A 22668-nucleotide genomic window follows, 5' to 3' on the forward strand; every position below is an offset into this window, starting at 1 on the left:
GGGTTTTGGAGAACACGTGCCCAGCGGTCTGCCGCATCCGTTCCGATCCATACGTTCCGTACGTCCCGCAGGTCCGATACGTGTCGGCCGCGCGGTCGCGGCCTTGCTGTTCATCGGCGCGCTCGGAGCTTGCACGGGCGCCCCCGCGCCCGTCGCGTCCGGCGGGACGACCGGAAGTGCCGAGCCGGTCAGCGTGGCCAATTGCGGGACCACCGTGACGGTCGGCGCGCCGCCCGACCGGCTGGTGACGCTCAACGAGGGTGCCACCGAGGTGGCCCTGGCCCTTGGCCTGCAGTCCCGCATGGCCGGTACCGCCTACCTCGACGATTCCGTCCCGGAGAAGTGGAAGGCGGCCTACGACTCCGTCCCGGTGCTCTCCAAGGACTACCCGACGAAGGAGAAGCTCCTCGCGGCCCGTCCCGACTTCCTGTACGCCTCCTACTCCAGCGCGTTCACCGACAAGGTCGCGGGCACCCGGGAGGAACTGCGTGGCCAGGGCATCCCGTCGTACCTGTCCCCGTTCGGCTGCTCGGACAAGAGCCAGGTGCCGCCGACGACCTGGCAGGCGGTGTGGGGCGAACTGAACGACGTCGCCAAGGTCTTCGGTGTCACGGAGCGGGCCGCCGCGATCCAGCAGCAGCAGGAGCAGAAGCTGGCCCAGTTCACGGCGACGGCCGCGGGCAAGGGCCTGAAGGTCCTGTGGTACGACTCGGACACCAAGACGCCGTTCGTCGGTGCCGGCCACGGCGGACCTCAACTCGTGCTCGATGCCGTGGGCGCCCGCAACGTCTTCGGGGACCTGCCCGGTGGCTGGCAGAACGTGAGCTGGGAGAAGGTCGTCGCGGCGGACCCGGACGCCATCGTGGTCGCGGACGCCGGCTGGGACACGGCCCAGTCCAAGATCGACTACTTGGAGAACGACCCGGTGCTGAGCAAGCTCACCGCCGTGCAGCACAAGGCTTTCGTGGTGGTGCCGTTCTCGGAGTCGACTCCCGGCGTGCTGCTCGCTGACGGTGCCGCCCGGGTGTCCGCGGGACTGAGCCGACTGCACCCGGGTTCATGACCACCGCACCCCACCCCGCCGTGCGGCCCTCTGGTCCGGGCCACGCGACGGCGGCCCTGGCCATCGGTGTGGCCTTGCTACTGACCACCGTGCTCCTCGGCCTGGCCGTGGGCTCACAACACGAGCCGGTCCGGACGGTGATCGATGTCGTGGTGCGCCGTCTCGGGCTGGGCGGCCCGCACGTGACGCTGCTGGACGACCAGATCGTCTGGCAGTTGCGGCTGCCCCGGGTTCTGGGAGCGGCTGCCACCGGCGCCGGCCTCGCGGTCTGCGGTGCGGTGTTGCAGACGCTGACCGGGAACGACCTGGCCGATCCCTTCCTGCTCGGGATCTCGGACGGAGCCGCCGCCGGCGCGGTCACCGTGATCGTCCTCGGCGTCGGCGTGTCCGGCGCCGTGGGCACCGGCGCGGTGGCGACGGCAGCCTTCACCGGTGCCCTGCTGGCCGCTGTCGTCGTCCTGGCACTGGCCGGCGCGCGCACCCGGTCGCTACCGACCGCCCGGACCGTGCTCGCCGGCATCGCGGTGGGACAGATGTGCGGGGCTTACACCTCGTTCGTCGTGCTGGTCCTCGGGGACCGCAACGCGGCGCGCGGTGTCATGGAGTGGACGCTGGGCTCGGTCGCCGGCGTGCGGTGGCCCACCGCCGTCTTCCTGACCGCGGTCGCGCTGGCCGGTGTCACGGTCCTGGCCTCCTCGGCCCGCGACCTGGACGCCTTCGCCTTCGGCGAGACCGCCGCCCGCTCCCTCGGCGTCCACGTCGAGCGCACCCGCTGGGTCCTCGTCGCCACCGCTGCGCTGGTGACCGCGTGCCTGGTCGCCAACACCGGCGTCATCGGGTTCCTCGGCCTGGTCGTACCGCATGTGGTCCGTCTCGTCTGCGGCCCGCGCCACGCCCTCCTGCTGCCCGTGTCGGCACTGGTGGGCGCGTCCCTCCTGGTGGGCAGCGACATCGTGGCACGCACGGTCCTCCCCGACCGGGAGATCCCCGTCGGCGTCATCACGGCCGGGCTCGGAGCGCCCTTCTTCGCCTGGCTGCTGTGGCGCCAGGGGCGGGCCGAGGGGAGGGGGCAGTGACGGTGACGCCTCCCGTCGAACTGCGCGCGGAGAGACTCCGTGTGCGCATCGGCGGAGCCACGCTGCTGGACGCGGTCTCGCTCGCGTTCAGCCCCGGCCGGATCACGGGCCTGCTCGGGCCCAACGGCGCCGGGAAGACCACCTTGCTGCGCGCGGTCGCCGGACTGACCCGGCCGAGCGCGGGGCGGGTCCTCCTGGACGGAGAGGATCTCCACGCGCTCACGGCCCGCCGACGAGCACGACAGGTGGCCTTCATGGAGCAGCAGGCGGACACCCGGCTGTCGCTGCCGGTCCGTCAGGTCATCGAGCTCGGACGCACGCCGCACCGCAGTCGCTGGCCCGTGCCGACGAACTCCGCCGCCGGCGCCCACGAGCGGTCCGTGTTCGCCGATGCCGTTGCCGCGGCCGACGTCGGCCACCTGCTCGACCGGTCCTGGCCGACGCTGTCGGGTGGCGAGCGGCAGCGGGTCCAGCTCGCGCGGGCGCTGGTGCAGGAGCCCGGCGTGCTCCTGCTCGACGAGCCCACCAACCACCTCGACCTACGCCACCAACTCGGCTTCCTCGGCACCGTACGCGGGCTGGGCATCACCACGGTAGCCGCGCTGCACGACCTCGAACTCGCCGCCGCCTACTGCGACGAGGTCGCCGTCCTGCTCGACGGCCGACTGGTCGCCCACGGGCCCAGCTCCGACGTGCTCACCTCACCCTTGATCGCGCACGTCTACGGCGTCGACGTCACCGTGGAACGACACCCCCAGCACGACAGACCGCACATTCGGTGGAACGGACTGCTCCACGAAAGGACAACGCCATGACCTCCCCCGTCCCGGATGCCCTCGCCCGCCGCAGTGCCATGCTCCTGGTCGGCATGTCGATCGGGGAAGCCGTCCGTCGTGACGAACTCCTCCGGACAGCAGCGTCGCACGGGGCCTCGATCGCGTTTCTGCAGCAGGCGGACCCCTCCCTGTCGGCCGAGCTGACCAGGCTGGCCGACGAGGGCACCGAGACCGTGGTCGTGATCGGCGTCCGCCTCGCGGCTTCCGGCCCGGCCCAGTCCTGGCTACGGCGGATCGCGGCGTACTGGTGGCGCGAGCGCGCGGACCACCGCCCCGAACTCCTCGTCGCGACCCGCCTCGCCGACTCGCCGGACGCGGTCGCCGCCGTGGCCGCGGTGACGAGGGCCATCACCGGCGAGGAGCCCGGCCTCACGTCCGCGGCCTGGGAGGAAGTCACCGGCCACCGGCACCAGGTCCTGGTGTGCCGCGGCCCGCGTTGCGCGGCCAAGGGCGCGGAGGAGGGACTACGCGCCCTGATACAAGAACTGACCGAGCAAGGCCTCGGCGACGACGACGTGCTCGTTACCCAGACGGGGTGCCAGTTCCCCTGCAACCAGGCGCCCGTCGCCAGCGTGCAGCCGGACGACATCTGGTACGGGAAGATCGACCCGGCTGTCGCCGGCCGCATCGTCACCGAGCACCTCGCCGGCGGACGACCGGTCGAGTCCCACCGACTCCCACGCCACAAGAGGGAGCAGGCAGACCACCACGACGACTGATCACGACCACCGGCACGGGAGCGGGGTGAACTCCGGATTCAGCAGGAGGCCGGCCAGTGATGCTCAAGCTCATCGCTGCCCTGCGGGCCAGGCTCTGCCCCCGCTGCGGCTGGTACCACGAAGGCACTGCCACCCCGCCGACCGAACGCGTTCCTGATCGACGAGCACACGAAGGACCCGGCCCGGCAAGGTGCTTGCCGGGCCGGGTCGGAGTTCAGGCGGTGGCGGTGCGCCGTTCGAGGCGGGTCCTCCGCGGGGAGACGGTCAGTACCAGAGCTGGTTGGCCTGCCCGGCGCAGGTGGCCAGGGCCACGCGGGAGCCGTCAACGTTGCCGGGAACGGTCAGGCACAGGGTCCAGTTGGTCTTGCTCCGCAGCATGGCCGACGACGAACCCGCGGGGCGGTCGATGTACCACTGCTGGTCGTCATGGCCGTTGCAGTTCCACTGGATCACACTGCCGTCGGGCGCGTAGATGCCCAGGCACTCGCTATGGCCGTTCTGCAGCTGGTAGTAGCCGCCACCGGTACCGGTCAACTGCCAGTTCTGGTCGGCGTTGCCGTTACAGCCCCAGATGACGGCGGCCGTGCCGTCGTAGGGGACGTCCCCGTAGACACCAAGACACTTGTCCGTGGCCACACTGTGCTGCGGTCCGCTCGCGAGGGCCGAGGCGGAAGGTGCGTTGACGAGCGCGGCGCCGGCCGCGAGCATGAGGCCCGCGGCGGTGGCGGCGATCCGAGTCAGAGCCTTGGTCATTTCGGTGAACCCTTCCGCCGATGCCGGGTCTTGCGAGAAGCGGCGACCCGTGAAACCGCTACGAGTGGATCACCTCGATGCCATGAGGCTATCCATGACCGAACGTTTGCTACACCTTTACGAGTGCACGAGTGGAGGCCAGAAGACCATCACCAGTGCACAGTCCTCCCTGCTGACCTGCTGACCTGGCCGCACAGCCTCACACGCCGCCCTCCTGCACGCGACCCAGAGCAGGTTGGACCCATGAAGCTCCGCTGGTGGCATCGACCGGGGTCTTCTGCCCAGGCGCTGGGGCGATGCCTGCTTGGAGGTCAGGTCGGCGATGTCAAAAAGTGGCAAATATCACCCCATAGAATCTAAAAGTAGAAGTATTCGGATTTTTTGGGGCATGAGCAACAAGCTTTGAGTCATGCATTTCCGAATAATTCGGATTCATGCCGATAGGTTCGGTTGCTTTGTGATCTTTTGGCTTCATACTTGCCCCATTGCCGCACATCTGTGGTGGCGGTGTGCTCGACCACTCCAGCAAGAGGGAAGTCCCATGCTCTCCAAGCGTCTTGTCCGTTCCGCTGTCGTCTGCGTGCTCCTGGCGGTCGGGGCCACCGCCTGTGGCGGCAGCAGCAAGGACAAGTCCGCCGCCCCGCCGACCCCCGCCTCCACCTCCGCCAAGCCGTCCACCAGCGCCGTACCCGCGGCCGACGCCGACGCAGAGCAGCTCCTGGAGAAGGCGAAGGCCGCGATGGCCGGGCTGACCGCGCAGACGCTCGACGGCACCGTGGAGAAAGACGGCGCGAAGGTGACCGTGCACCTTGCGATGGACAAGAAGAAGAACTGCACCGGAACTGTCACTGTGCCCCTCGAGGGGGGCTTCGAGATCCTTCGCAACGAAGCCGGGACCTGGATCAAGCCGGACCGCACCTACTGGAAGACCATCGCCACCAAGAACGGCAGTCCGAAGGCCGGTCCGGTGCTGGCCGAGCTCTTCAGGGGCCGTTACCTGGCGGGTGCGCAGGACGACAAGAGCGTCATGGGAGTGACCGATGAGGTGTGCGGCTGGATGGGCATGTTCACCCAGGTCGCCGGCAAGCCGAGCAGGGTCGTCAAGGGCGACGTCACCACCCTCCTCACCCCGGTCAGGAGCGTCCTTCTCGCGGCCAAGGACGAGAGCGGGAGCAGCTCGTTCTACGTCGCCACTGAGGGCGAGCCGTACATGGTCCGGATGGAGCGCAGCTTCGCGGGCCATCACAGCCGCCTGGACTTCAGTGACTTCAACAAGCCGGTCACCGTGACGGCGCCCCGGGCGGACGAGGTCGTCGACTACTCGGAGTTCCAGGCCAAGCTCAAGAACCCCTGATCACCACCTTGACCGGCGCTCGGTGTGAGCCCCGTCGCCGCTCTCCGTCCGGGAGGGGGGCGGGGCTCACCCACTTGGTGGCTCCAGCCGGCTTGGAGATACGTAACCGGCCGACCGCCGAGGTCCTGCCGAGGTGGCGCCTGGTCACGGAAGTCGGTGGCGAGCCGGCGCTTGGAGACGTTGCCGACCCGGGCGCCCCGAACCAAAGGCCGCCCAGCATGGCTCACTCGTCCTCGTGGAACAACCCGACGTACCGTCAACCTCCTGTTCCCATAGGAGCATCCTTACCGCACCTCCGATTGGGGAACTACTTCGCCCTCTACTACGGGCTGGACCAGTGACCGCCGACCGCCCGTACGCCCAGGAGCGCCGAGGTGACGGCGGACGGTCCCGTGGTGGGGTGAACGCCGCGACGATGACCTCCACCCGCCGGCGTCTGGTGCGGACGGCGGCGGGCTGAGGTCGAAGTACCGTGGATCCCAAGGCAGTCAGGGCATGCAGATAATCAACGCCGCAGGTGCCGATAACTCGACTTTCGACGCTTTCGTTGATCGTCATGTTGGTCACTCAGGCGGGTGGTGTGGCGTCATCTCGCCTCGCGGGCCGGAGAGAGCAAAGAAGCATCGGCGGTACTTGCGTCACCTGCTGTGAGGGACCCGCGGATGCGACCGGATCCGACCGTACCCGCTTCCCTGCTCGCCGTGTTGAAGTTCGTGCGGGGTTGCTTCACCGTCGACGTTCCGCACCTTCGCCACCCTGGTCACCGGGCTGATCGCGCGGACCGGCGGGTACACGACTTCGCCGAGGCGCTGCACCCATGACGACTCACCAAGATCATCACACAGGCCGCCAAGAACCTGACCTTACGGAGTGGTGACGTACCGCGCCCGGCCGGGCCGGGCGACTGCCGACGGCCCTAACGTCGGACGCATGCGCATACTCGTCACCGGAGGAGCGGGCTTTATCGGCTCGCACATCGTTTCCGCCCTACTCGCCCGGGGCCACGACCCCGTCGTCCTCGACGTCCTGCTGCCCGCCGCCCACCCGGTGCGGCCTCCCGTGCCCGAGGGCGTGGCCTGGTACGAGGCCGACGTACGCGATCCCGCTGGTGTCGCGCGGGCGCTGCGTGGTGTCGACGCGGTCTGTCATCAGGCGGCGATGGTCGGTCTGGGCAAGGACTTCGCCGATGCTCCGGCCTACGTGAGCTGCAATGACCACGGTACGGCCGTGCTGCTGGCGGCGATGGCCGCGGCGGGGGTGCGCGGTCTCGTCCTGGCCGGGTCCATGGTGGTCTACGGTGAGGGGCGTTACGACTGCGGGGAGCACGGCCCCGTCCGCCCCGGGCCCCGGCTGGCCGGGGACCTCGAAGCGGGCCGCTTCGAGCCCCTGTGCCCGCGCTGCGGCAGGCAGCTCACCCCGGGGCTCGTAGGCGAGGACGCCGCGGCCGACCCGCGCAACGTGTACGCGACGACGAAGCTCGCCCAGGAGCATCTGGCGTCCTCGTGGGCGCGGATGGCGGGCGGCCGTGCCGTGTCGCTGCGCTACCACAACGTTTACGGGCCGGGGATGCCGCGTGACACCCCGTACGCGGGTGTCGCCTCGATCTTCCGCTCGGCCCTCGCGCGGGGTGAGGCGCCGCGCGTCTTCGAGGACGGGGGCCAGCGCAGGGACTTCGTCCATGTCCGCGATGTGGCCATGGCGAACGTCCTCGTGCTGGAGGGGCTCGGTGCCCGTCCCGCCGGAAGCTCGCGGGCATACAACTGTGGAAGCGACACGCCTCGCACGATCGGTGACATGGCCCGTGCCCTGAGCCGGGCCCACGGCGGGCCGGACCCCGTGGTCACCGGCGAGTTCCGACTCGGGGACGTCCGGCACATCACGGCGACCTCGCACCGACTGCGCGAGGAGTTCGGCTGGTGTCCGCGGGTGGGCTTCGCGGAGGGCATGGCGGAGTTCGCGCACGCCCCGCAGCGGCAGCCGGCGAGCGGGTGACTACGGCGCCGCCGGCAGGACGACCTCGAACCGGCAGCCGCCCCGGACGTTGCGGACCGTTGCGCGTCCCGCGTGGGCCTCCACGATGCCGCGCACGATCGCCAGGCCGAGGCCCGCGCCGGCGGGTGGCGTACGAGCCTCGGAGCCCCGCCAGCCCGTGTCGAAGACACGCGGCAGGTCCTCCTCGGGGATGCCACCGCAGGCGTCGGTGACGGACAGGACGACCGTGCCCGTAGCCTCCTCGTACCGTGCGGCGATCGCGACGGTGCCGTCGGCGGGGGTGTGGTGGATGGAGTTGACGAGGAGGTTGCCCAGGACCCGGGTCATCTCCCGGCCGTCGACCTCGACGGGCACGCCGTCCGCCTCTTCCCCGATGTTCTCCCCGACCAGTCTGACGCCGTGTTCGCGGGCCAGCGGCTCGGCCCCGGCGAGCGCGTCTCCCACCAGGTCGTACACGGACATCCGGCTCGGGCTGAGGGAGAGCGTGCCCGCGTGGATGCGTGAGAGTTCGAAGAGGTCACTCACCATCGCGTTGAGCCGGTCGGTCTCCGTGCGGATCTGCCGGTGGTACCGCGCCGGGTCCTCGACGACGCCGTCCTCCAGTGCCTCCGCCATGGCGCGCAACCCTGCCAGCGGCGTGCGCAGGTCGTGCGAGATCCAGGCCACGAGTTCGCGGCGCGAGGCGTCGAGGGCTCGCTCCCGCTCCCGGGACTGCTCCAGTTTGGCGCTGGTGGCGGCCAGTTCCCGCCCGAGCGCGGCCAGTTCGGCGGTGGCGTTGCCGTCCGGGGCCGCGAAGCTGCCGCTGCGGCCGAAGTCCCGCGCGGCCAGGGTCAGGGCCTTGCTGTGGGCCACGACCCAGCGGCCGAGCAGCAGCGCGGTGCCCAGGGAGATCACGGCGGCCATGGCACACACCGTCGTCACGACGGCCAGGTCGTGCGAGGACAGGAACATCGCCCACGCCACGCTCAGCGTCCCGGCCAGCATCGCCGTCACCGAGACGGCGGCCACGACCAGCAGGGACACGGCGACGGAGCGGTGCCGGAGCAGCCGCAGGGCGAGTGCTCCGAACGCCCCTGCCGTGATCGCTCCAGCGAGGGCGTAGAGGGCGATCAGCACGAGGTCACGCATCGGTCCCGGCCTCCCCGCCCCGCGCGGCGCCGGCGGTCCCGGCGGCAGCGTCGAAGCCGCCCTCGCCTCCGGCCTCGGCGCTGGCATCGGCATCGAAGCGGTAGCCGACGCCCCACACCGTCCGGATGAAACGAGGCCGGGCGGGGTCGTCCTCGATCTTGGCGCGCAGCCGGCGGACGTGCACGGTCACGGTGGACAGGTCCCCGAACTCCCAGCCCCACACCTTGTGCATCAGTTCCTCGCGCCCGTAGGCCCGCCCCGGGTGCCTCAGGAGGAAGGCGAGGAGGTCGAACTCACGGAGGGTCAGGGCGAGCGCCGCCCCGTCCTTGGTGGCCTGCCGCGCCACGGAGTCGAGGACGATCCCGGCGGCGCGCAGCGCCGGGACGGGCGTCGGCGTGTCGGCCCGGGACCGGGCGCGGCGCAGCACGGCCTCCGCGCGCAGCACCAGCTCCCGGGGGCTGAAGGGCTTGGTGACGTAGTCGTCGGCGCCGGTCTCCAGCCCGAGGACGCGGTCCTCCTCGTCGCCCCGTGCCGTCAGCATGATCACGGGTACTGGCCCCTCGGCCCGCAGCCTGCGGCAGACTTCCAGGCCGTCCATGCCCGGCAGCATCAGGTCGAGCAGGACGAGGTCGGGGCGCACGGCGGCGGCGAGCTCCAGCGCCGCCGTGCCGCCCGCGGCCCGGTCGACGGCGAAGCCGGCCCTGCCGAGGTAGCCGGACACGACCTCGGCGACGGTCGGGTCGTCGTCGACGACGAGGACCCGGGCAGGAGATTCGTTGTGCATTTCTCCAGCCTCGCACCGGCCGGGAGGCGGCGGAGCCGAGCGTCCCCGTACGCGGAACGGTGTCCTCGTTTCGTAAGAACCCGACATCCGAAATGTCGGAATTCGATCCGTAGGGTGAGCGGCGTGACTCACTCCACCACTCCCACCGCGGACATCGTGCTGCCCTGTCTCGACGAAGCGGCGGCGCTGCCCTGGGTCCTGGCACGGGTGCCCGTCGGCTGGCGGGCCATCGTCGTCGACAACGGCTCCCTGGACGGCTCGGCGGACCTGGCCCGTTCCCTCGGAGCGACCGTCGTCCATGAAGCACGCCGCGGCTTCGGCGCGGCGTGCCACGCCGGGCTGGCCGCCACCGAGGCCGATCTCGTGTGCTTCTGCGACTGCGACGCCTCACTCGACCCCGGGCTGCTGCCGGGCCTCGCGGCGGCGGTCGGCACCGGCGACGCCGATCTGGTGCTCGGCCGCCGCCGCCCGCAGCTGCGCGGGGCATGGCCGCTCCACGCCCGCCTCGGCAACCTGGCCCTGGCCCGGATGCTCCACCGGCGCACCGGGCTGCGGCTGCACGACCTGGGCCCCATGCGCGTCGCGCGCCGGGAGGCCCTGCTGGGCCTCGGCCTGACCGACCGCCGCAGCGGCTACCCCCTGGAGATGGTGGTGCGTGCCGCCGACGCCGGGTGGCGGGTGACGGAGACCGACGTCCCCTACCTGCCCCGCACCGGTCGCTCGAAGGTGACGGGCACCTGGCGCGGCACGTGGCGCGCGGTGCGGGACATGCGGGCCGTGCTGCGGGCGCCCGCCGCGCCACGGGAGGTGACGGCGTCGCCCGCCGCGCCACGGGAGGTGACGGCCGGGTGAGCGCCACCACCGCGTCCAGCCCGGCGCCGGACGGGCCGACGACCCTGCTCGTCATCGCGAAGGAACCGCTGCCCGGGCGGGTCAAGACGCGCCTCACACCGCCGTACGCGCCTGCCGAGGCCGCTGTGCTGGCCGAAGCGGCGCTGGCGGACACCCTGTGGGCCGTGCAGGCCATGCCCGCCCGCCGCCGGGTCCTCGTCCTGGACGGTCAGCCCGGTCCGTGGCTGCCGCCGGGCTTCGAGGTCCTGCCCCAGTGCGCGGGCGGTCTCGACGAACGGCTCGCCGCTGCCTTCGCCGCCTGCACGGGCCCCGCCCTGCTCGTCGGCATGGACACCCCACAGCTCACGGCGGGCCTGCTGGCCCCGGCCCTGGGCCCGGCGGGCTGGCAGGGCTGCGACGCCTGGTTCGGGCACGCCGCCGACGGCGGCTTCTGGGCCCTGGGGCTGGCCGAACCTCAGCCCCATCTCCTGCGGGGCGTCCCGATGTCCACGGCCGGGACCGGCGCCGCGCAGCGCCGCCGCCTCGTGGCGGCCGGGCTCCGCGTCCGCGACCTCCCGGAACTGCTCGACGTCGACACGGCGGCAGACGCCCTGCGCGTCGCCGCGGCGGCACCCGGCAGCCGCTTCGCGGCGGCGGTGGACCGCCTGGGGCGGCGTACGACGGGGCCGGCCGGATGCTCCGCAGCCGCGGTGTCGGCCTGTGCCCGTTCAGGGGAAGTACCGCCGGTGCCTCGGCAGCAGGCCCCTCGGAAACCGGCGTTGCGGGAACCGGCGGCCGCAGCACGGCCCGCCTCCGCTCCCTCCCCCGGCGGAGGTGGCCGGCCGTGCCGACCCGCGAACTGACGTCCCCGGCCCGGATACCGTCCCCCTGGCACAGCGACCCGTACGCGGACGCGGTCAGCGCCGGACGCGGGCCGCTGTTCCTGCGCCGGGCGGACGGCTGGATGCTGCCCCTCGAAGTCGAACGGTGGTGCGCCGCCGCCGACTCGTCCGACCTCACCGTGCTCGACCGGTGCCGGGGACCCGTCATCGACATCGGCTGCGGCCCCGGCAGACTCGTCACCGCGCTGGCCGCCCGCGGCCATCCGGTTCTCGGCGTGGACGTCAGCCCGGCCGCCGTCGACCGCACCCGGCGCGGCGGCGGCACCGCCCTGTGCCGGTCCGTGTTCGCTCCCCTCCCCGGCGAGGGGCGCTGGGGCACGGCGCTGCTGATCGACGGCAACGTCGGCATCGGCGGCGACCCCACCGCGCTGCTCAGCCGTCTGGCCCGTGTCACTGCGCCCGGGGGGCTCCTCCTCGCCGAGGCCGCGGCCACGGACGTCGACGAGCGCGTGAAGGTACATGTCGACGACGGGCGCGGCCGGACCGGCCCGCCCTTCCCGTGGGCCCGCGTCGGAGTGACCGCCCTGACGCGCCACGCAGGCCGGGCCGGGTGGCGCGCAGCGGAACGGTGGACCGTGTCCGGACGCGAGTTCGTGGCCCTGCGCCGCTGAGAGCGGGGACCGGTAGCGGGTGGGGCTCTCCTCCGGACGGAGAGCCCCACCCTGGCATCAGAAGGTCTGCGGCGCGCCCGCCCACCGTCCCGGACTGTGCTGCGGAAGCACCGGGGCCGCCGGCCGGACGGGAAGCGTCCCGACGAGCCCGGCCGACCGACACCCCACCCTCGTGTCACAAGCCCTGCGGCGACTTCCGTCCGTGGTTCCCCTTCCGTGTCCGCGGCCACCGCGCCCATGCCCGTGCAAGGGCGATCACGGTGGTCGCCGCGGCTGTCAACGCCAGCACGAAGAGCCAGTTGCGGACGTAGTCCAGCGGCAGCACCGACGGATTCCGGGGAACACCCGGCCGGAACAGAACCGGATAGGACACCGCCGCGCACCGCACGCCGCGCCCGCAGCCGTGCCACCACGAGCCCCGCCAGGAGCGTCAGCGGGGCGACGACCCCGTCGTGCACGAGCACCCCGGCGACAAGCCACCGCAGGACCGGCCACGGGTCCTGCGGGTCATCTCCGTGCCGCACGACCCACAGGCCCACCCCCATCAAGGCGACTCCGCACGCACCGGCGACCACGCGGATCACCGGCAGTGCCCGGCTCCCGCGCATCACAGCGCCTCCATCCGCGACACCGGGCCTGTTCGGGGCGATGATCCGGGCCGGGTACCCGTGGTCGGGCGGGAGCTCCTCCCCGTTGAGGCGCAGGGCCAGCAGCGTCAGGGGGTCGCGGGCGTACGTGTGCGGCATGACCATCACCCGGTAGGCACCGTGCCGCTCCAGCGACGTGACCCGGATCAGGGCCCCTCCGGGGCGCCCGCACGGTCCATCAGGTCGCACACCCGTACGCCCGACCAGCGCGCCGACCGGCTCCATCCCTCCACACAGGCGACTCGGCACCGTGGCCTACGGCCTAGCGGGCCTCGCGGTGCTCACAGGGTGGCTGGCCCGGCGCCCCCGGGGCCACAGCCGGTCGCGGTCCACCGCCTCGGCCACGAACCGGTGACCCGCGCTGAGGCGCGAACACCTGTGCGACACCGAATTCGGCCAGGCTGCGGGTGAGCGGGTCGTGCGGACCCGACCTGGCCGGCGGGGCGCATCGACACGGTGACGGCTGCCACGCAACAGTCAGTGCTCCGCTCGCGGCGGTGTTGACAGCCGGCCGCGCCCCGGACTCAGCGTCACCACTGCGGCACTGTACGCGCCGAGCGGAAGAACGCATGGTCATCGCTGCCACGTGCGGAACGCGGTCAACAGCCGGTCCTGGGCTTCGTCGGAGAGGCTGTCCGGGGGTAGTTCGCCGAGTTCCTGAACGGTCTGCCGTATCTGGTCGAGATAGCGGTCGCAGCCGTCGCACGCGGCTATGTGCTCGACGAATCGGGCTTCGGTCGCGGGGTCCAGCGCTCCGTCGAGGAAAGCGGTGACCAGCTCAACGAATTCTTCGCACTTCATCCGGATCATCGCCGCCTGCTCTTCTTCGTCGTCGGGGTGTCCGGGGACGAGGAGAAGTACTCCTCCAGCTTGCCCCGGATGGCGGCGCGTCCGCGGTGCAGCAGCACCCGCTGGTTGCCCGGCGAGATGTCCAGCAGTACGCAGACCTCCTCGGATCCGTATCCCTCCACATCGCGCAGGGTCACCACGAGGCGGTGCCGCTGGGGAAGTTCGGCCAGCGCCGCGGCGACGATCCGGCTGACCTCCCCCGCCAGGACGTGTTCTTCGGGCCCTGGCCACGGCTGTGGCTGCCGGCCCGGCGCCCAGTGGCCGGGGTAAGGGTCGTCGGAGGGCCGGAAGCGGGACGGTGCCACGGTCGGCCCGTCGTCCTCGGGCGGCACACTGCCGAACAGCACTGTGCCGCTGTCCTTGGCGACACGGCGCTTCGCCGTGTTCACCAGGATCCGGTACACCCAGGTCTTCAACGAGGATCTTCCCTCATAGCGGCCCAAGGCGCCCAGCACGGCCAGCCAGGTGTCCTGGACGACATCCTCTGCCGTGGCGTTGGTCGGCACGAAGGCGCGGGCCAGGCGGAGCATCCCCGGGCTCCAAGCGCTCATCACCAGGCGAAAGGCATCCTCGTCCTTGTTGAGGAGCCGTTCCACCAGGACATCGTCGGCAGGCAGCCCGCCGTTCGTCGCCATGATGCCCCCGCCGCTCAGTGCCCCCGGGACCCGTGCGGCCGCGTCGGCCACGGATGCCGCATCGTCCCACAGGCACGAGTCCGGGCACCAGGGGCGGTCCGCGGCCGGAAACAGCGGCACACCGTCAGGCCTCGGACTGCATACAGGGCCTGACGGTGCGCTACGGCGTCGGGGTGCGGCTCAGTCCAGGAACGTCCAGAGCTGGTTCGCCCCGCCGTTGTCCGGGTAGACGCCGACCCAGCGGCCGTCGCCGGTCAGGTTGCGCAGCACGTCCAGATCCCACCCGTAGTAGGCGTTCACCAGGCGCACGCTGCCGTTGGTCCCGGTCGCGAACTCCCAGTTCTGGGTGACCTGACCCGCGCAGTCGTACTGGTCGGCCCAGTCACCCGCGGGCGAGTGGACACCGTCGCGGATGTCCAGGCACTTGCCCGACTCCTCGTTGACGACGGTGAAGGTGCCGGGGCCGCTGGAGTCGAGGTGCCAGCGCTGGTTGGCTCCGCCGTTGTCGGTCTGGGTGATCACGTGGGCGTAGTCGTCCTGCGAGGCGCCCTCGACATCGAGCAGCCGGTTGCCGTTGCTGACGCTGGCGATGGCGGACGACTCCCGGGTGGCGATCTCCCACTGCTGGGCCCGCGAGCCGTCACAGGGCAGGATGCCGGGGATCCCGAACTTGTCGGTGAAACCGATGACGTCGAGGCAGCTGGTGGTGTGGCCGCCGTTCACGAGCACGCCCGTGGCCGAGTCGTCGGGGTTCGGGTGGTAGGACCAGTCCTGGGTCGCCTGGCCCGAGCAGGTGGTCCGATCGACCACGTAGAACTCGCCGTTGCCGTTGTGGACGTCGACGCACTTGCCGGTCCTCTGGTTGACCAGCACGAAGGTCGACTTGCCCAGGAAGGGCTCGAGGCGCCACGTCTGCTCAGGGCCCGCGGCGGGAACCGCGGCCGCTCCGCCGGTGCGGCTGGAGGGGGGATAGGTGATCAGGTCGGTCTGGTCGGCGGTCGATCCGCCCGGGACCGCCAGGCGGTTCCGGTCGTTGCCGTCGCCGCGCAGCTCGATCGGCTCGGCGCCGCCGCGCAGCGCGAGGGGCAGCAGGCCGACGGGAGTGTGGTCACTGCTCATCGCGTTCAGCCGCACCCCCTCGTACAGCGCGGCCGCGGTCAGCGGCCTACCAGTGAAGAAGTAGTCCGCCTCGGACGGGTTGTCGGTGTACAGGCCCACGGTGTACTCGGCGCTGCGGTACTGCACGGCTCCGGCCGGCGCCGTGACCGGCCGCACGTCGGGATCGCGGTTCCAGTCGCCCATCGCCAGCCAGTTGGCGTTGGGCGAAGCCGCCTGGATGGCGTTGAGCGTGGACTCCGCGTTGTTCGGCAGCCCGCCGATGGAGTCCGCGTGCGCGGTCCAGTACGACGAGTTGCCGAGCCGGATCCCGAAGGCGGGACGCGACCCGGCGTTCGGGGCGTACAGGATCTGGTTGGTGAACCACGGGGTGACGATGGCCAGGTTGACCCGGTTACCGCCGAAGTCGGTCCGCAGGTAGTAGATGTAGACGATCTCCTGGCGGCCCTGGCTGCCCGCGTTCCACTGGAAGACCTCCACCGGCTGGGGGCCGCCGGTCGCGATGGTCCCCAGCGACGTCCCCGGCACCGCCTGCCCGGGGCCGGCCTCCTGAATCGCGACCATGTTGTAGTGCAGGGCAAGGAGCTGCGGCAGGTCCTTGGTCCACTTGTTGACGTCGTTGCCGCTGCCCGCACCCTGCAGGTTGTAGGTGGCGGCCTGGACGTCCTCCAGGCTGTTCGGCGGAGGGGGCGCCGCCGTCGCCGGCCCGGCCCCCAGGACCGCCAACCCGATGGCGGTCAACACCACCGCCATCACACCCGCCACGAGGCGGGCCAGCCTGGTCCCTGCGCCCCTCCCTCTGAGACGGCTCCCATCAGCGGAAAACCGCATCCCTGGCCTCCGTTCGGCAAGGCCGCCACATCGCGGCCGACAAGGACGCAGAGTCTCCCGACCCGCTGCGCGTTACACCGGCGCGCATGGACCTTGGCGCGACAGCCCGTGACGGGGTTCGAGCTCGCCGCTCCGGCTGGCGGCGGAACCCGGGCCGCAGCCGAGACGGCTGACGACGCAGTCCTGCTCACTGGCAGCGCTCGCACCGGCCGCTGGTACATCAAGGGCGGGCAGAAGACCGTCCCCGGATGGCCCACCGTGCTGCGAGAGTTCGCCACCGAGCATGAAGCCTGCCAGTACCTTTACCGCGAGCTCACCCGGAGCGACCAGCCCCCGATGGCAGCGGAGAAGGCCGCCTGGGCCGGCGAGGCGGCACACCTGCGCGCCGAGGCCGGGCGGCAGCTCGCCACGGCGAGTCGCCTGGCTGCACCCGGTGTCAGTCCGCGGGTCCGTGGATACGCCCGCTGGTTCGGCCCTACCGGAACGGCCAAACAATGCCTACCGCAAAGTGGTCTTTTTCGCAGGTCAGAGCTGGTTTTTGACCAGTTTTCCAGCCGGGGCCCTCTCATACTCCCGCCGCGCGGGAGAACCGGCGCCCCGTACCCGGCGGCCCTGCGGCTGACACAGGGGCTCTTCCAGCGCATCCGGGCGCCGGCCGGGGTGAGGCAAGCAACTCCCGTTCTGACCTGTGTCATGTTCCAGCGGGTTCGCCGGAGTGGGCACTACTCGGGTCGGGCAACAACTCCTCGCGGTACCAGGCCGCATGGGCCGCCAGGCCTGCGGAAAGGCCGCTCCCGGAGGCGCAGCCGCCCACCGTGCCGAGCCGGGTCGCGTCGAACCAGTGGTCCACGCCGAACAGGTCGAGCAGGTGGCTGTCGCACCCGGCGGCCACCAGTTCCTCCCGAGCCCGCTCGAACGGCTGGTCGCCGCCCACGAGTGGGAAGCCGAGGTGTCGGTGCGTCGCCACCACCAGCTCGCGCAGGCTGACCGGCTCGGACGCACAGGCATGGAAGACGCCGCTCGCCCGCTGCGGCGGCGCGGTCACGGCCATGCGCGCGAGGGACCTGGCGAGGCTGCCGACCTCGGTGAGCGAGAGCATTGCGGCACCGCGCTCGGGCAGCCCCGAGCGCAGGGCGCGCAGCATGCGCAGCAGGGCCGGCATCACCCACCGGTCGCCGCTGCCGTAGACGAGGTACGGGCGCAGGACCGCGCCCCCCGCCCCGAGGACGAACCGCTCGGCGGACAGGCGGCTGCGGCTGGTCGGCGAGACGGGACGCGGCTCCACGGCGTCCTCGGACACCTTCCGGAACGGCCCGTTGCCGTACACGGCGGCGGTGCTCAGCTGCACGAACCTGCCCACGCCTGCGCGGCCGGCCTCTTCCACCAGGCGGCGGGTGCCGTCGACGTTCACGGCGGCGCACCGCTCCTCGTCCTTGCCGATGTACGAGGCGAGGTGCAGCACACCGTCCACATCGCGACAGATGCCGCGCAAGGTAGCGGGGTCCGTCAGATCGCCGTCCACGACCTCCACATGCGGACCCGGCGCCACGGAGCGCTGGTGAGCCAGCACGCGCACCTGGACCCCGGCAGACCTCAGGAGCGGTACCACCGCGCTGCCGACGAATCCGGACCCGCCGGTGACGAGGATGCGGGAGCGGTTCACCGGGGACCTCCCGGGGAGGCCGGCGCGCAGTGGACCGTCAGAGCGCACTCGTAGGCGACCACACCGTTCTGTTCGACAGCCACCAGCACCTCGTACGCGTCGGCGCCACGCGGGGAGTCCGACAGCCGCGCCCGGACGAGGCAGGGTGCGTCGAACTCCACGTACCGGTGGAATCGGTTGACCATCGTGGCCGGCAGCACCACACCGGGTCCCGCGAGGCACTGGGCAGCCTGTCTCGCCGCCTCCAGCAGGAGCATCCCGGGCACGTGGTCGGTGGGGTGGTCGAAGAGGGTCGGGTGCGCCCAGTTGACGCGCAGTGGCCAGACCCCCTCGCGCGGATCCGTCGCGCCCGTGCCGTCCAGCGGCCGGCCGAGCACCACGTCGGCCTCGACAGCCCTGCCCACCTCGTGCGGAGGCAGGGGTGCGGGCTGATCGGGCAGGCTGGCGGGTACCTCGGCGTACGCGCCTCGCAGCCGTCGGTAGATGGAGTTGCGCATGCAGCTGAGCGTCATCCGGCCATGCCCCAGGCTCACCGTGCCCCGGGCGAGCCCCACGTGCATGGTCATCCCCGCGAGCCGGTTCCCACGCACCGTCACATCACTGCAGGAGATGGTCAGTTCGACGTTGACCGGCCAATCGTCGAGGCGGAGAGCATGCGAGTCGAGGGCGATGCTCAGCTCGGTCATCAGGGTCGGGTGATCCCGGGGCAGATCGTAGAAGACGTGACTGACCAGAGAAGATGCCTGCCGGATGCTCTCCGCGGCCAGTAGGGGGTTGTGCCAGCGGTCACCGATCGGGCCGTAGAAGCCGTGCCCGCGCGGCCACTGGGCTCCCACCTTGAAGCGGTGCGGACCGAGGCGTAACCAGTCGTCGGTGAGCAGCACTTCACCTATGGCCCTCCGGTGGACCAGGGCGCGTGGTGCCGTCCGCTCGAAGGCGAGGGTATTCAAAGGCTCCTCGGCAGGCGGAGGAGTACCGGCCTCGGCGGCGAGGACGCAAGGAGGGGAAAGATCGACCGACACGTCACGGCTCCTGTCTGCAGTGCTCTCCAAAGGCGGCACTCGGCCGCCACCGGGCACGGCGTACAGTACTTGACGTACGGTTTGGTTTTGAAGCTATCGATCACACTTATCGAACAGAAACGTCCCTGAAACCAGGAGGTAACACGGTGGCCCAACAGGAACGCGGGATCGAAACACGACGAAAGGTGCTGATAGGGGCGGCCGAAGTCTTCGACGAGCGCGGCTATGCGGCCGCGAGCATCAACGAGATCCACGAGCGCAGTGGCATCACCAAGGGGGCCATGTACTTCCACTTCAAGTCCAAGGAGGAGATCGCGAAGGGCGTCATCGCCGCCCAGACCGAGGTCCCGGTCCAGGTGCGCAGCCACTCCGAGTCACCGTTGCAGGAGGTCGTCGACCACACGCACGAGCTGGCCCATCGGCTGATCACCGACGTTCTGTTCCGTGCGAGTATTCGACTCACCGTGGAGCAGGGGACGTTCCAGGTGAACGACTCCGGCATGTACGACTGGTGGCTGCAAGTCTTCGGCCGTGAGCTGGCGCGCGCCCAGGATGCCGGGGAACTCCGCAAGGAACTGGCCCCCGAGGAGGTGGCGGCGAGCGTGGTGGCCTCCTTCACCGGCATCCAGATGCTCTCCCACGTCACCTGCGGGCGCCGTGACCTCCACCAGCGCCTGGCCTTGTGGTGGCAGCAGATACTCCCCGGCATCGCGACTCCACAAGCCGCAGCCAAGGCCCTGCCTGCCGGGTCACCGGAACTCGGCCTGTCCGACACGGTCTGACCCTGGCCGGGCAGGCCACCAGTCCGTCGGGACACCGAGCGCGCCGGGTGAAGATCGCCGAAGGGTTCACGAGCGAGGATGCCGCGCTCGCGCGCGGCGTGTCCGGGAGGGTCGGTACGCGACGGTTCCGGGAACGTGGTGGCATGCCCTCGATCCGGCTCAGCCCTCCCTCGGGAAGGTATCTCTCCTTCACCGAACGGGAGGAGACCGCCCTGCTGGGAGCCCAGGACGCCGGCACACGGGAGATCGCCCCGCAGGCCGGGGCGATCACCGTCGACGATCCCTCGAGAGCTGCGGCGTAACGCGGCCACGCGGGGCGGCCGGCTCGACCATCGTGCCTCGATCGCGCCGTGGAAGGCCGAGTTGACCGCGCGCCAGCCGAGGACGGCGAAGCTCGCGTCCGACGAGCGGCTGCGTGAGTACGTGCGGGACCGGCCCGCCGACGGGCGATGACGGGCCGGGGATCTGACTTTCGACAGGCCTGACAGCCCGTGCCGCCCGGCATCGCGAGCGGTTGCCCGGGCACCGAATACCGGCACGCACATCATGTGACATGGGTCACACATGACACTCTTCCGCCGAAACCGATCCAACGTTAGGGTTTCAAAAAACAAGCCAAACGTTCGGCTTAGTGCGCTTCCATCGTGGCCCGCCCCACAAGGAGAGAAACCGTGCCCTTACCGATCGTGATCGTGAGCGACGCACTGCCCGGCGCCACCGTTGCCGCCCTGGAGGGCACCTGCGATGTGCGGCATGTCGACGGCCGTGACCGCCCGGCGCTGTTCACGGCGCTGCGCGACGCGGAGGCCCTGATCGTCCGCAGTGGTACCCGGGTCGACACCGAGGTGCTCGATCAGGCGCCACGGCTCCGCGTCATCGCACGCGCCGGCGTCGGTCTGGACAACGTGGACACCGCCACGGCCCGGGCACGCGGCATCACCGTGGTCAACGCCCCCGACTCCAACACTGTGAGCGTCGCCGAACTCACTGTGGGCCTCATCGTCGCCTCGATGCGCCACATCGCGCCCGCGGCACGCTCCCTCGCGGAGGGCGAGTGGCGTCGGTCCGACTTCGTCGGCGTCGAGCTGGCCGGCCGAACGCTGGGCATCATCGGCTACGGCCGTGTCGGCAGGCAGGTGGCGCGCAGACTGGCGGCCTTCGACATGCGCATCCTCGTGCACGACCCGTACGCGGACACCCTCGGCGACGACATCCGCGCCACCGGGCTCGACGAACTGCTCGCCGCCAGCGACGTCGTCACCCTCCACCTGCCGAAGACACCCCGCACCGAAGGACTTGTCGGCGCCCGGGAACTGGCCCTGATGAAGCCGACCGCGCACCTGGTCAACACCTCCCGCGGCGGCATCGTCGACGAGGAGGCTCTGGCCCGCGCACTGGGTGAGGGCCGGCTGGCCGGTGCGGCGCTGGACGTCTTCGCGACCGAACCCCCGGGGCCCTCACCGCTGCTGGCCCTGCCGAACGTGCTCGGCATCCCGCACCTCGGAGCCAGTACGCACGACGCCCAGCTCAGGGCCGGGCAGGAGGCTGTCCGCAAGGTTCTCGCGGAACTGGCACCGCTGCTCGCTCCCGCACCCACCGCCGCCTGAGTGACCGCACCCGCTCACCGGAGACACCCATGTCTGCTGCACCGATAGCCGCGACCGTGCACTCACTGATGTCCAGAGCCCGCGACGATCTCGCCGAACTGGTCGCGCTGCGCACCGTCGTCGGAGCCTCGCCCCCGGACCAGTTCCATCGCGCGGCCCGCCGGATCGCCTCGCTGCTCACCGACGCGGGCCTTCCCGAGATCCGTCTGCTCCGTGCCGAGGACGGCCCGGAGACGGTCTACGCCCGCCGCCCCGGACCGCCCGGAGCGCCCAGGGTGGCGCTCTACGCCCACTACGACGTCGTGTCCGCCCAGGACGAGACGGTCTGGAGCACACCCCCGTTCGAGCTGACCGAACGCGACGGACGCTGGTACGGCCGCGGCAGCGCGGACTGCAAGGGCAACGTCGTCATGCACCTCACCGCTCTGCGCGCGCTCTCGAACGCCCTGCCGGGCGAGCCCTGTCCGGACCTCGACGTCATGGTCCTCGTCGACGGATGCGAGGAGCCCGGCGACGCGGCCCTCGAGAAGCTGTTGCGTGCGCACCCCGATCTCCCCGTACCGGACGTCGTCGTCGTCGCGGACACGGGGAACGCCGCCTCGGGCGCCCCGACCGTCACCACCTCGCTGCGCGGCATGGCCGTCGCGGAAGTCACGGTCTCCACCCTGGACAGGGCGCTGCACTCCGGTCAGTTCGGCGGGCCCGCGCCCGATGCGATGACCACTCTGATCCACCTGCTGGCCACGCTGCACGACAGCCAGGGCACACCGTGCGTACCCGGACCGGAGATCGACGGGGCGTCCGCGCACAGGACCTCCGAGGACCCCGCGGAGTACGCCGAGAAGGATTTCCGCGCCGATGCCGGCGTTCTGGACGGCGTCGGACTCCTGGGCGTGGGCACCATCGCCGACCGGCTGTGGCGCCTGCCCTCCATCACCGTGCTCGCCGTGCAGTCGCCGCCGCTGGACGACGCCGTACCTGCGCTCCTGCCGTCGGCGAAGGCACTGGTCAGCGTCCGCACCCCGCCCGGAGCGGACGTCTCCCGAGCCCACGAGGCGCTCGCCGCCCATCTGCGGGCCCGTGTTCCGTGGGGCGCGCGCCTGGACATCCGACGCGTCACCAGCGGCTCGTCCTTCCTGGCGGACACCGGCGGAACCGCCCACGCCGTGATGCGCGAGGCCATGCGGGACGCCTTCGGGGTCCCCCCTCGCGAGGTGGGGGCCGGCGGCTCCATCGCCGTCTGCTCCGCCTTCCGGACGCTCTACCCCGACGCCGAGATCATCCTGTGCGGCGTCGAGGACCCGCCGTCGAACATCCACGGCACCGACGAAAGCGTGAGCCCGCAGCAGATCGCCTCGCTGGCCCACGCCGAGGCTCTCTTCCTGCACCGTCTTGCCGCCGTCCGGACGGACACGCGCGAAACGGGCAGCGACGGTACCACCCGCACTCCGTCAACCGGACAGTAGA

Annotated in this window: 19 protein-coding genes and 3 pseudogenes; 13 read left to right on the forward strand and 9 right to left on the reverse strand. The window is 71.3% G+C overall.

Annotation, left to right across the window (positions count from 1 at the left end; translation table 11 throughout):
- Positions 1–193: 193 nt before the first annotated feature.
- Genes ACSMTC_RS03510 through ACSMTC_RS03525 form a run of 4 tightly spaced genes read left to right on the forward strand, consistent with a single transcriptional unit; the run spans position 194 to position 3694 of the window.
- The gene (locus ACSMTC_RS03510) at positions 194–1063 is read left to right on the forward strand and encodes an ABC transporter substrate-binding protein (RefSeq protein WP_436558155.1); all 870 of its coding nucleotides are present in this window, start codon (positions 194–196) and stop codon (positions 1061–1063) included.
- Positions 1060–2139 carry a FecCD family ABC transporter permease gene (locus tag ACSMTC_RS03515; RefSeq protein WP_436558156.1) on the forward strand — a complete coding sequence of 360 codons (1080 nt, stop codon included), beginning with the start codon at positions 1060–1062 and terminating at the stop codon, positions 2137–2139. Before ACSMTC_RS03510 ends, ACSMTC_RS03515 begins: the two co-directional genes overlap by 4 nt.
- Positions 2136–2954 (forward strand): ABC transporter ATP-binding protein, encoded by an 819-nt coding sequence (locus ACSMTC_RS03520; protein ID WP_436558157.1) that lies wholly within the window; start codon positions 2136–2138, stop codon positions 2952–2954. The genes ACSMTC_RS03515 and ACSMTC_RS03520 overlap by 4 nt, the downstream gene beginning before the upstream one ends.
- On the forward strand, positions 2951–3694 hold the full coding sequence (locus tag ACSMTC_RS03525; RefSeq protein WP_436558158.1) for a (2Fe-2S) ferredoxin domain-containing protein: 744 nt from the start codon (positions 2951–2953) through the stop codon (positions 3692–3694). Before ACSMTC_RS03520 ends, ACSMTC_RS03525 begins: the two co-directional genes overlap by 4 nt.
- A 264-nt stretch (positions 3695–3958) precedes the next feature.
- Here ACSMTC_RS03525 and ACSMTC_RS03530 read toward each other — a convergent pair whose 3' ends face one another.
- Positions 3959–4447: an RICIN domain-containing protein gene (locus ACSMTC_RS03530; protein WP_436558159.1), complete on the reverse strand. Its 489-nt coding sequence runs from the start codon at positions 4445–4447 to the stop codon at positions 3959–3961.
- Positions 4448–4988: 541 nt separating this feature from the next.
- Here ACSMTC_RS03530 and ACSMTC_RS03535 point away from each other — a divergent pair.
- A complete protein-coding gene (locus tag ACSMTC_RS03535) occupies positions 4989–5801 on the forward strand; it encodes a hypothetical protein (RefSeq protein WP_436558160.1) in 813 nt (270 codons plus the stop codon).
- A gap of 930 nt (positions 5802–6731) precedes the next feature.
- Positions 6732–7793 carry an NAD-dependent epimerase/dehydratase family protein gene (locus tag ACSMTC_RS03540; RefSeq protein WP_436558161.1) on the forward strand — a complete coding sequence of 354 codons (1062 nt, stop codon included), beginning with the start codon at positions 6732–6734 and terminating at the stop codon, positions 7791–7793.
- Here the strand turns inward: ACSMTC_RS03540 and ACSMTC_RS03545 are convergent, their stop codons facing one another.
- Positions 7794–8921, reverse strand: coding sequence for a sensor histidine kinase (locus tag ACSMTC_RS03545; protein WP_436558162.1), 1128 nt, complete (start codon positions 8919–8921; stop codon positions 7794–7796).
- Positions 8914–9705, reverse strand: coding sequence for a response regulator (locus ACSMTC_RS03550; protein ID WP_436558163.1), 792 nt, complete (start codon positions 9703–9705; stop codon positions 8914–8916). The genes ACSMTC_RS03545 and ACSMTC_RS03550 overlap by 8 nt, the downstream gene beginning before the upstream one ends.
- Positions 9706–9819: 114 nt before the next feature.
- Here ACSMTC_RS03550 and ACSMTC_RS03555 point away from each other — a divergent pair, with 114 nt between their 5' ends.
- The 3 genes and pseudogenes from ACSMTC_RS03555 to ACSMTC_RS03565 all read left to right on the forward strand — a co-directional run bounded on the left by ACSMTC_RS03555 (position 9820) and on the right by ACSMTC_RS03565 (position 12049).
- On the forward strand, positions 9820–10557 hold the full coding sequence (locus tag ACSMTC_RS03555) for a glycosyltransferase family 2 protein (RefSeq protein WP_436558164.1): 738 nt from the start codon (positions 9820–9822) through the stop codon (positions 10555–10557).
- Positions 10554–11204 (forward strand): annotated as a pseudogene (locus tag ACSMTC_RS03560) (TIGR04282 family arsenosugar biosynthesis glycosyltransferase); the annotation flags it as partial. The gene ACSMTC_RS03555 and the pseudogene ACSMTC_RS03560, both read left to right, overlap by 4 nt.
- A gap of 176 nt (positions 11205–11380) precedes the next feature.
- Entirely contained in the window at positions 11381–12049 is a 669-nt protein-coding gene (locus tag ACSMTC_RS03565; RefSeq protein ID WP_436558165.1) for a methyltransferase domain-containing protein, read from the forward strand.
- 626 nt (positions 12050–12675) lie between these two features.
- Here ACSMTC_RS03565 and ACSMTC_RS03570 read toward each other — a convergent pair.
- The 6 genes and pseudogenes from ACSMTC_RS03570 to ACSMTC_RS03595 form a co-directional block, all read right to left on the reverse strand.
- A pseudogene (locus ACSMTC_RS03570) lies at positions 12676–12938 on the reverse strand (molybdopterin-dependent oxidoreductase); the annotation flags it as partial.
- Positions 12939–13269: 331 nt separating this feature from the next.
- Positions 13270–13506 (reverse strand): anti-sigma factor family protein, encoded by a 237-nt coding sequence (locus ACSMTC_RS03575; protein ID WP_436558166.1) that lies wholly within the window; start codon positions 13504–13506, stop codon positions 13270–13272.
- On the reverse strand, positions 13503–14180 hold the full coding sequence (locus ACSMTC_RS03580) for an RNA polymerase sigma factor (protein ID WP_436558167.1): 678 nt from the start codon (positions 14178–14180) through the stop codon (positions 13503–13505). Before ACSMTC_RS03580 ends, ACSMTC_RS03575 begins: the two co-directional genes overlap by 4 nt.
- Positions 14181–14360: 180 nt before the next feature.
- Positions 14361–16040 carry an RICIN domain-containing protein gene (locus ACSMTC_RS03585; protein WP_436558168.1) on the reverse strand — a complete coding sequence of 560 codons (1680 nt, stop codon included), beginning with the start codon at positions 16038–16040 and terminating at the stop codon, positions 14361–14363.
- 778 nt (positions 16041–16818) lie between these two features.
- Positions 16819–17790 carry an NAD-dependent epimerase/dehydratase family protein gene (locus ACSMTC_RS03590; RefSeq protein WP_436558169.1) on the reverse strand — a complete coding sequence of 324 codons (972 nt, stop codon included), beginning with the start codon at positions 17788–17790 and terminating at the stop codon, positions 16819–16821.
- On the reverse strand, positions 17787–18740 hold the full coding sequence (locus ACSMTC_RS03595; protein ID WP_436558170.1) for a ScbA/BarX family gamma-butyrolactone biosynthesis protein: 954 nt from the start codon (positions 18738–18740) through the stop codon (positions 17787–17789). Before ACSMTC_RS03595 ends, ACSMTC_RS03590 begins: the two co-directional genes overlap by 4 nt.
- Before the next feature lie 218 nt (positions 18741–18958).
- Here ACSMTC_RS03595 and ACSMTC_RS03600 point away from each other — a divergent pair, with 218 nt between their 5' ends.
- The 4 genes and pseudogenes from ACSMTC_RS03600 to ACSMTC_RS03615 all read left to right on the forward strand — a co-directional run bounded on the left by ACSMTC_RS03600 (position 18959) and on the right by ACSMTC_RS03615 (position 22667).
- On the forward strand, positions 18959–19594 hold the full coding sequence (locus ACSMTC_RS03600; RefSeq protein WP_436558171.1) for a ScbR family autoregulator-binding transcription factor: 636 nt from the start codon (positions 18959–18961) through the stop codon (positions 19592–19594).
- 6 nt (positions 19595–19600) lie between these two features.
- Positions 19601–20035, forward strand: a pseudogene (locus ACSMTC_RS03605) (helix-turn-helix domain-containing protein); the annotation flags it as partial.
- Positions 20036–20265: 230 nt separating this feature from the next.
- Entirely contained in the window at positions 20266–21201 is a 936-nt protein-coding gene (locus ACSMTC_RS03610) for a hydroxyacid dehydrogenase (RefSeq protein WP_436558172.1), read from the forward strand.
- A 29-nt stretch (positions 21202–21230) separates the two neighbouring features.
- Positions 21231–22667 (forward strand): M20/M25/M40 family metallo-hydrolase, encoded by a 1437-nt coding sequence (locus tag ACSMTC_RS03615; RefSeq protein ID WP_436558173.1) that lies wholly within the window; start codon positions 21231–21233, stop codon positions 22665–22667.
- Position 22668: the final 1 nt, after the last annotated feature.

Source organism: Kitasatospora sp. HPM-01-4 (assembly GCF_051374625.1).
Lineage (GTDB): Bacteria > Actinomycetota > Actinomycetes > Streptomycetales > Streptomycetaceae > Kitasatospora.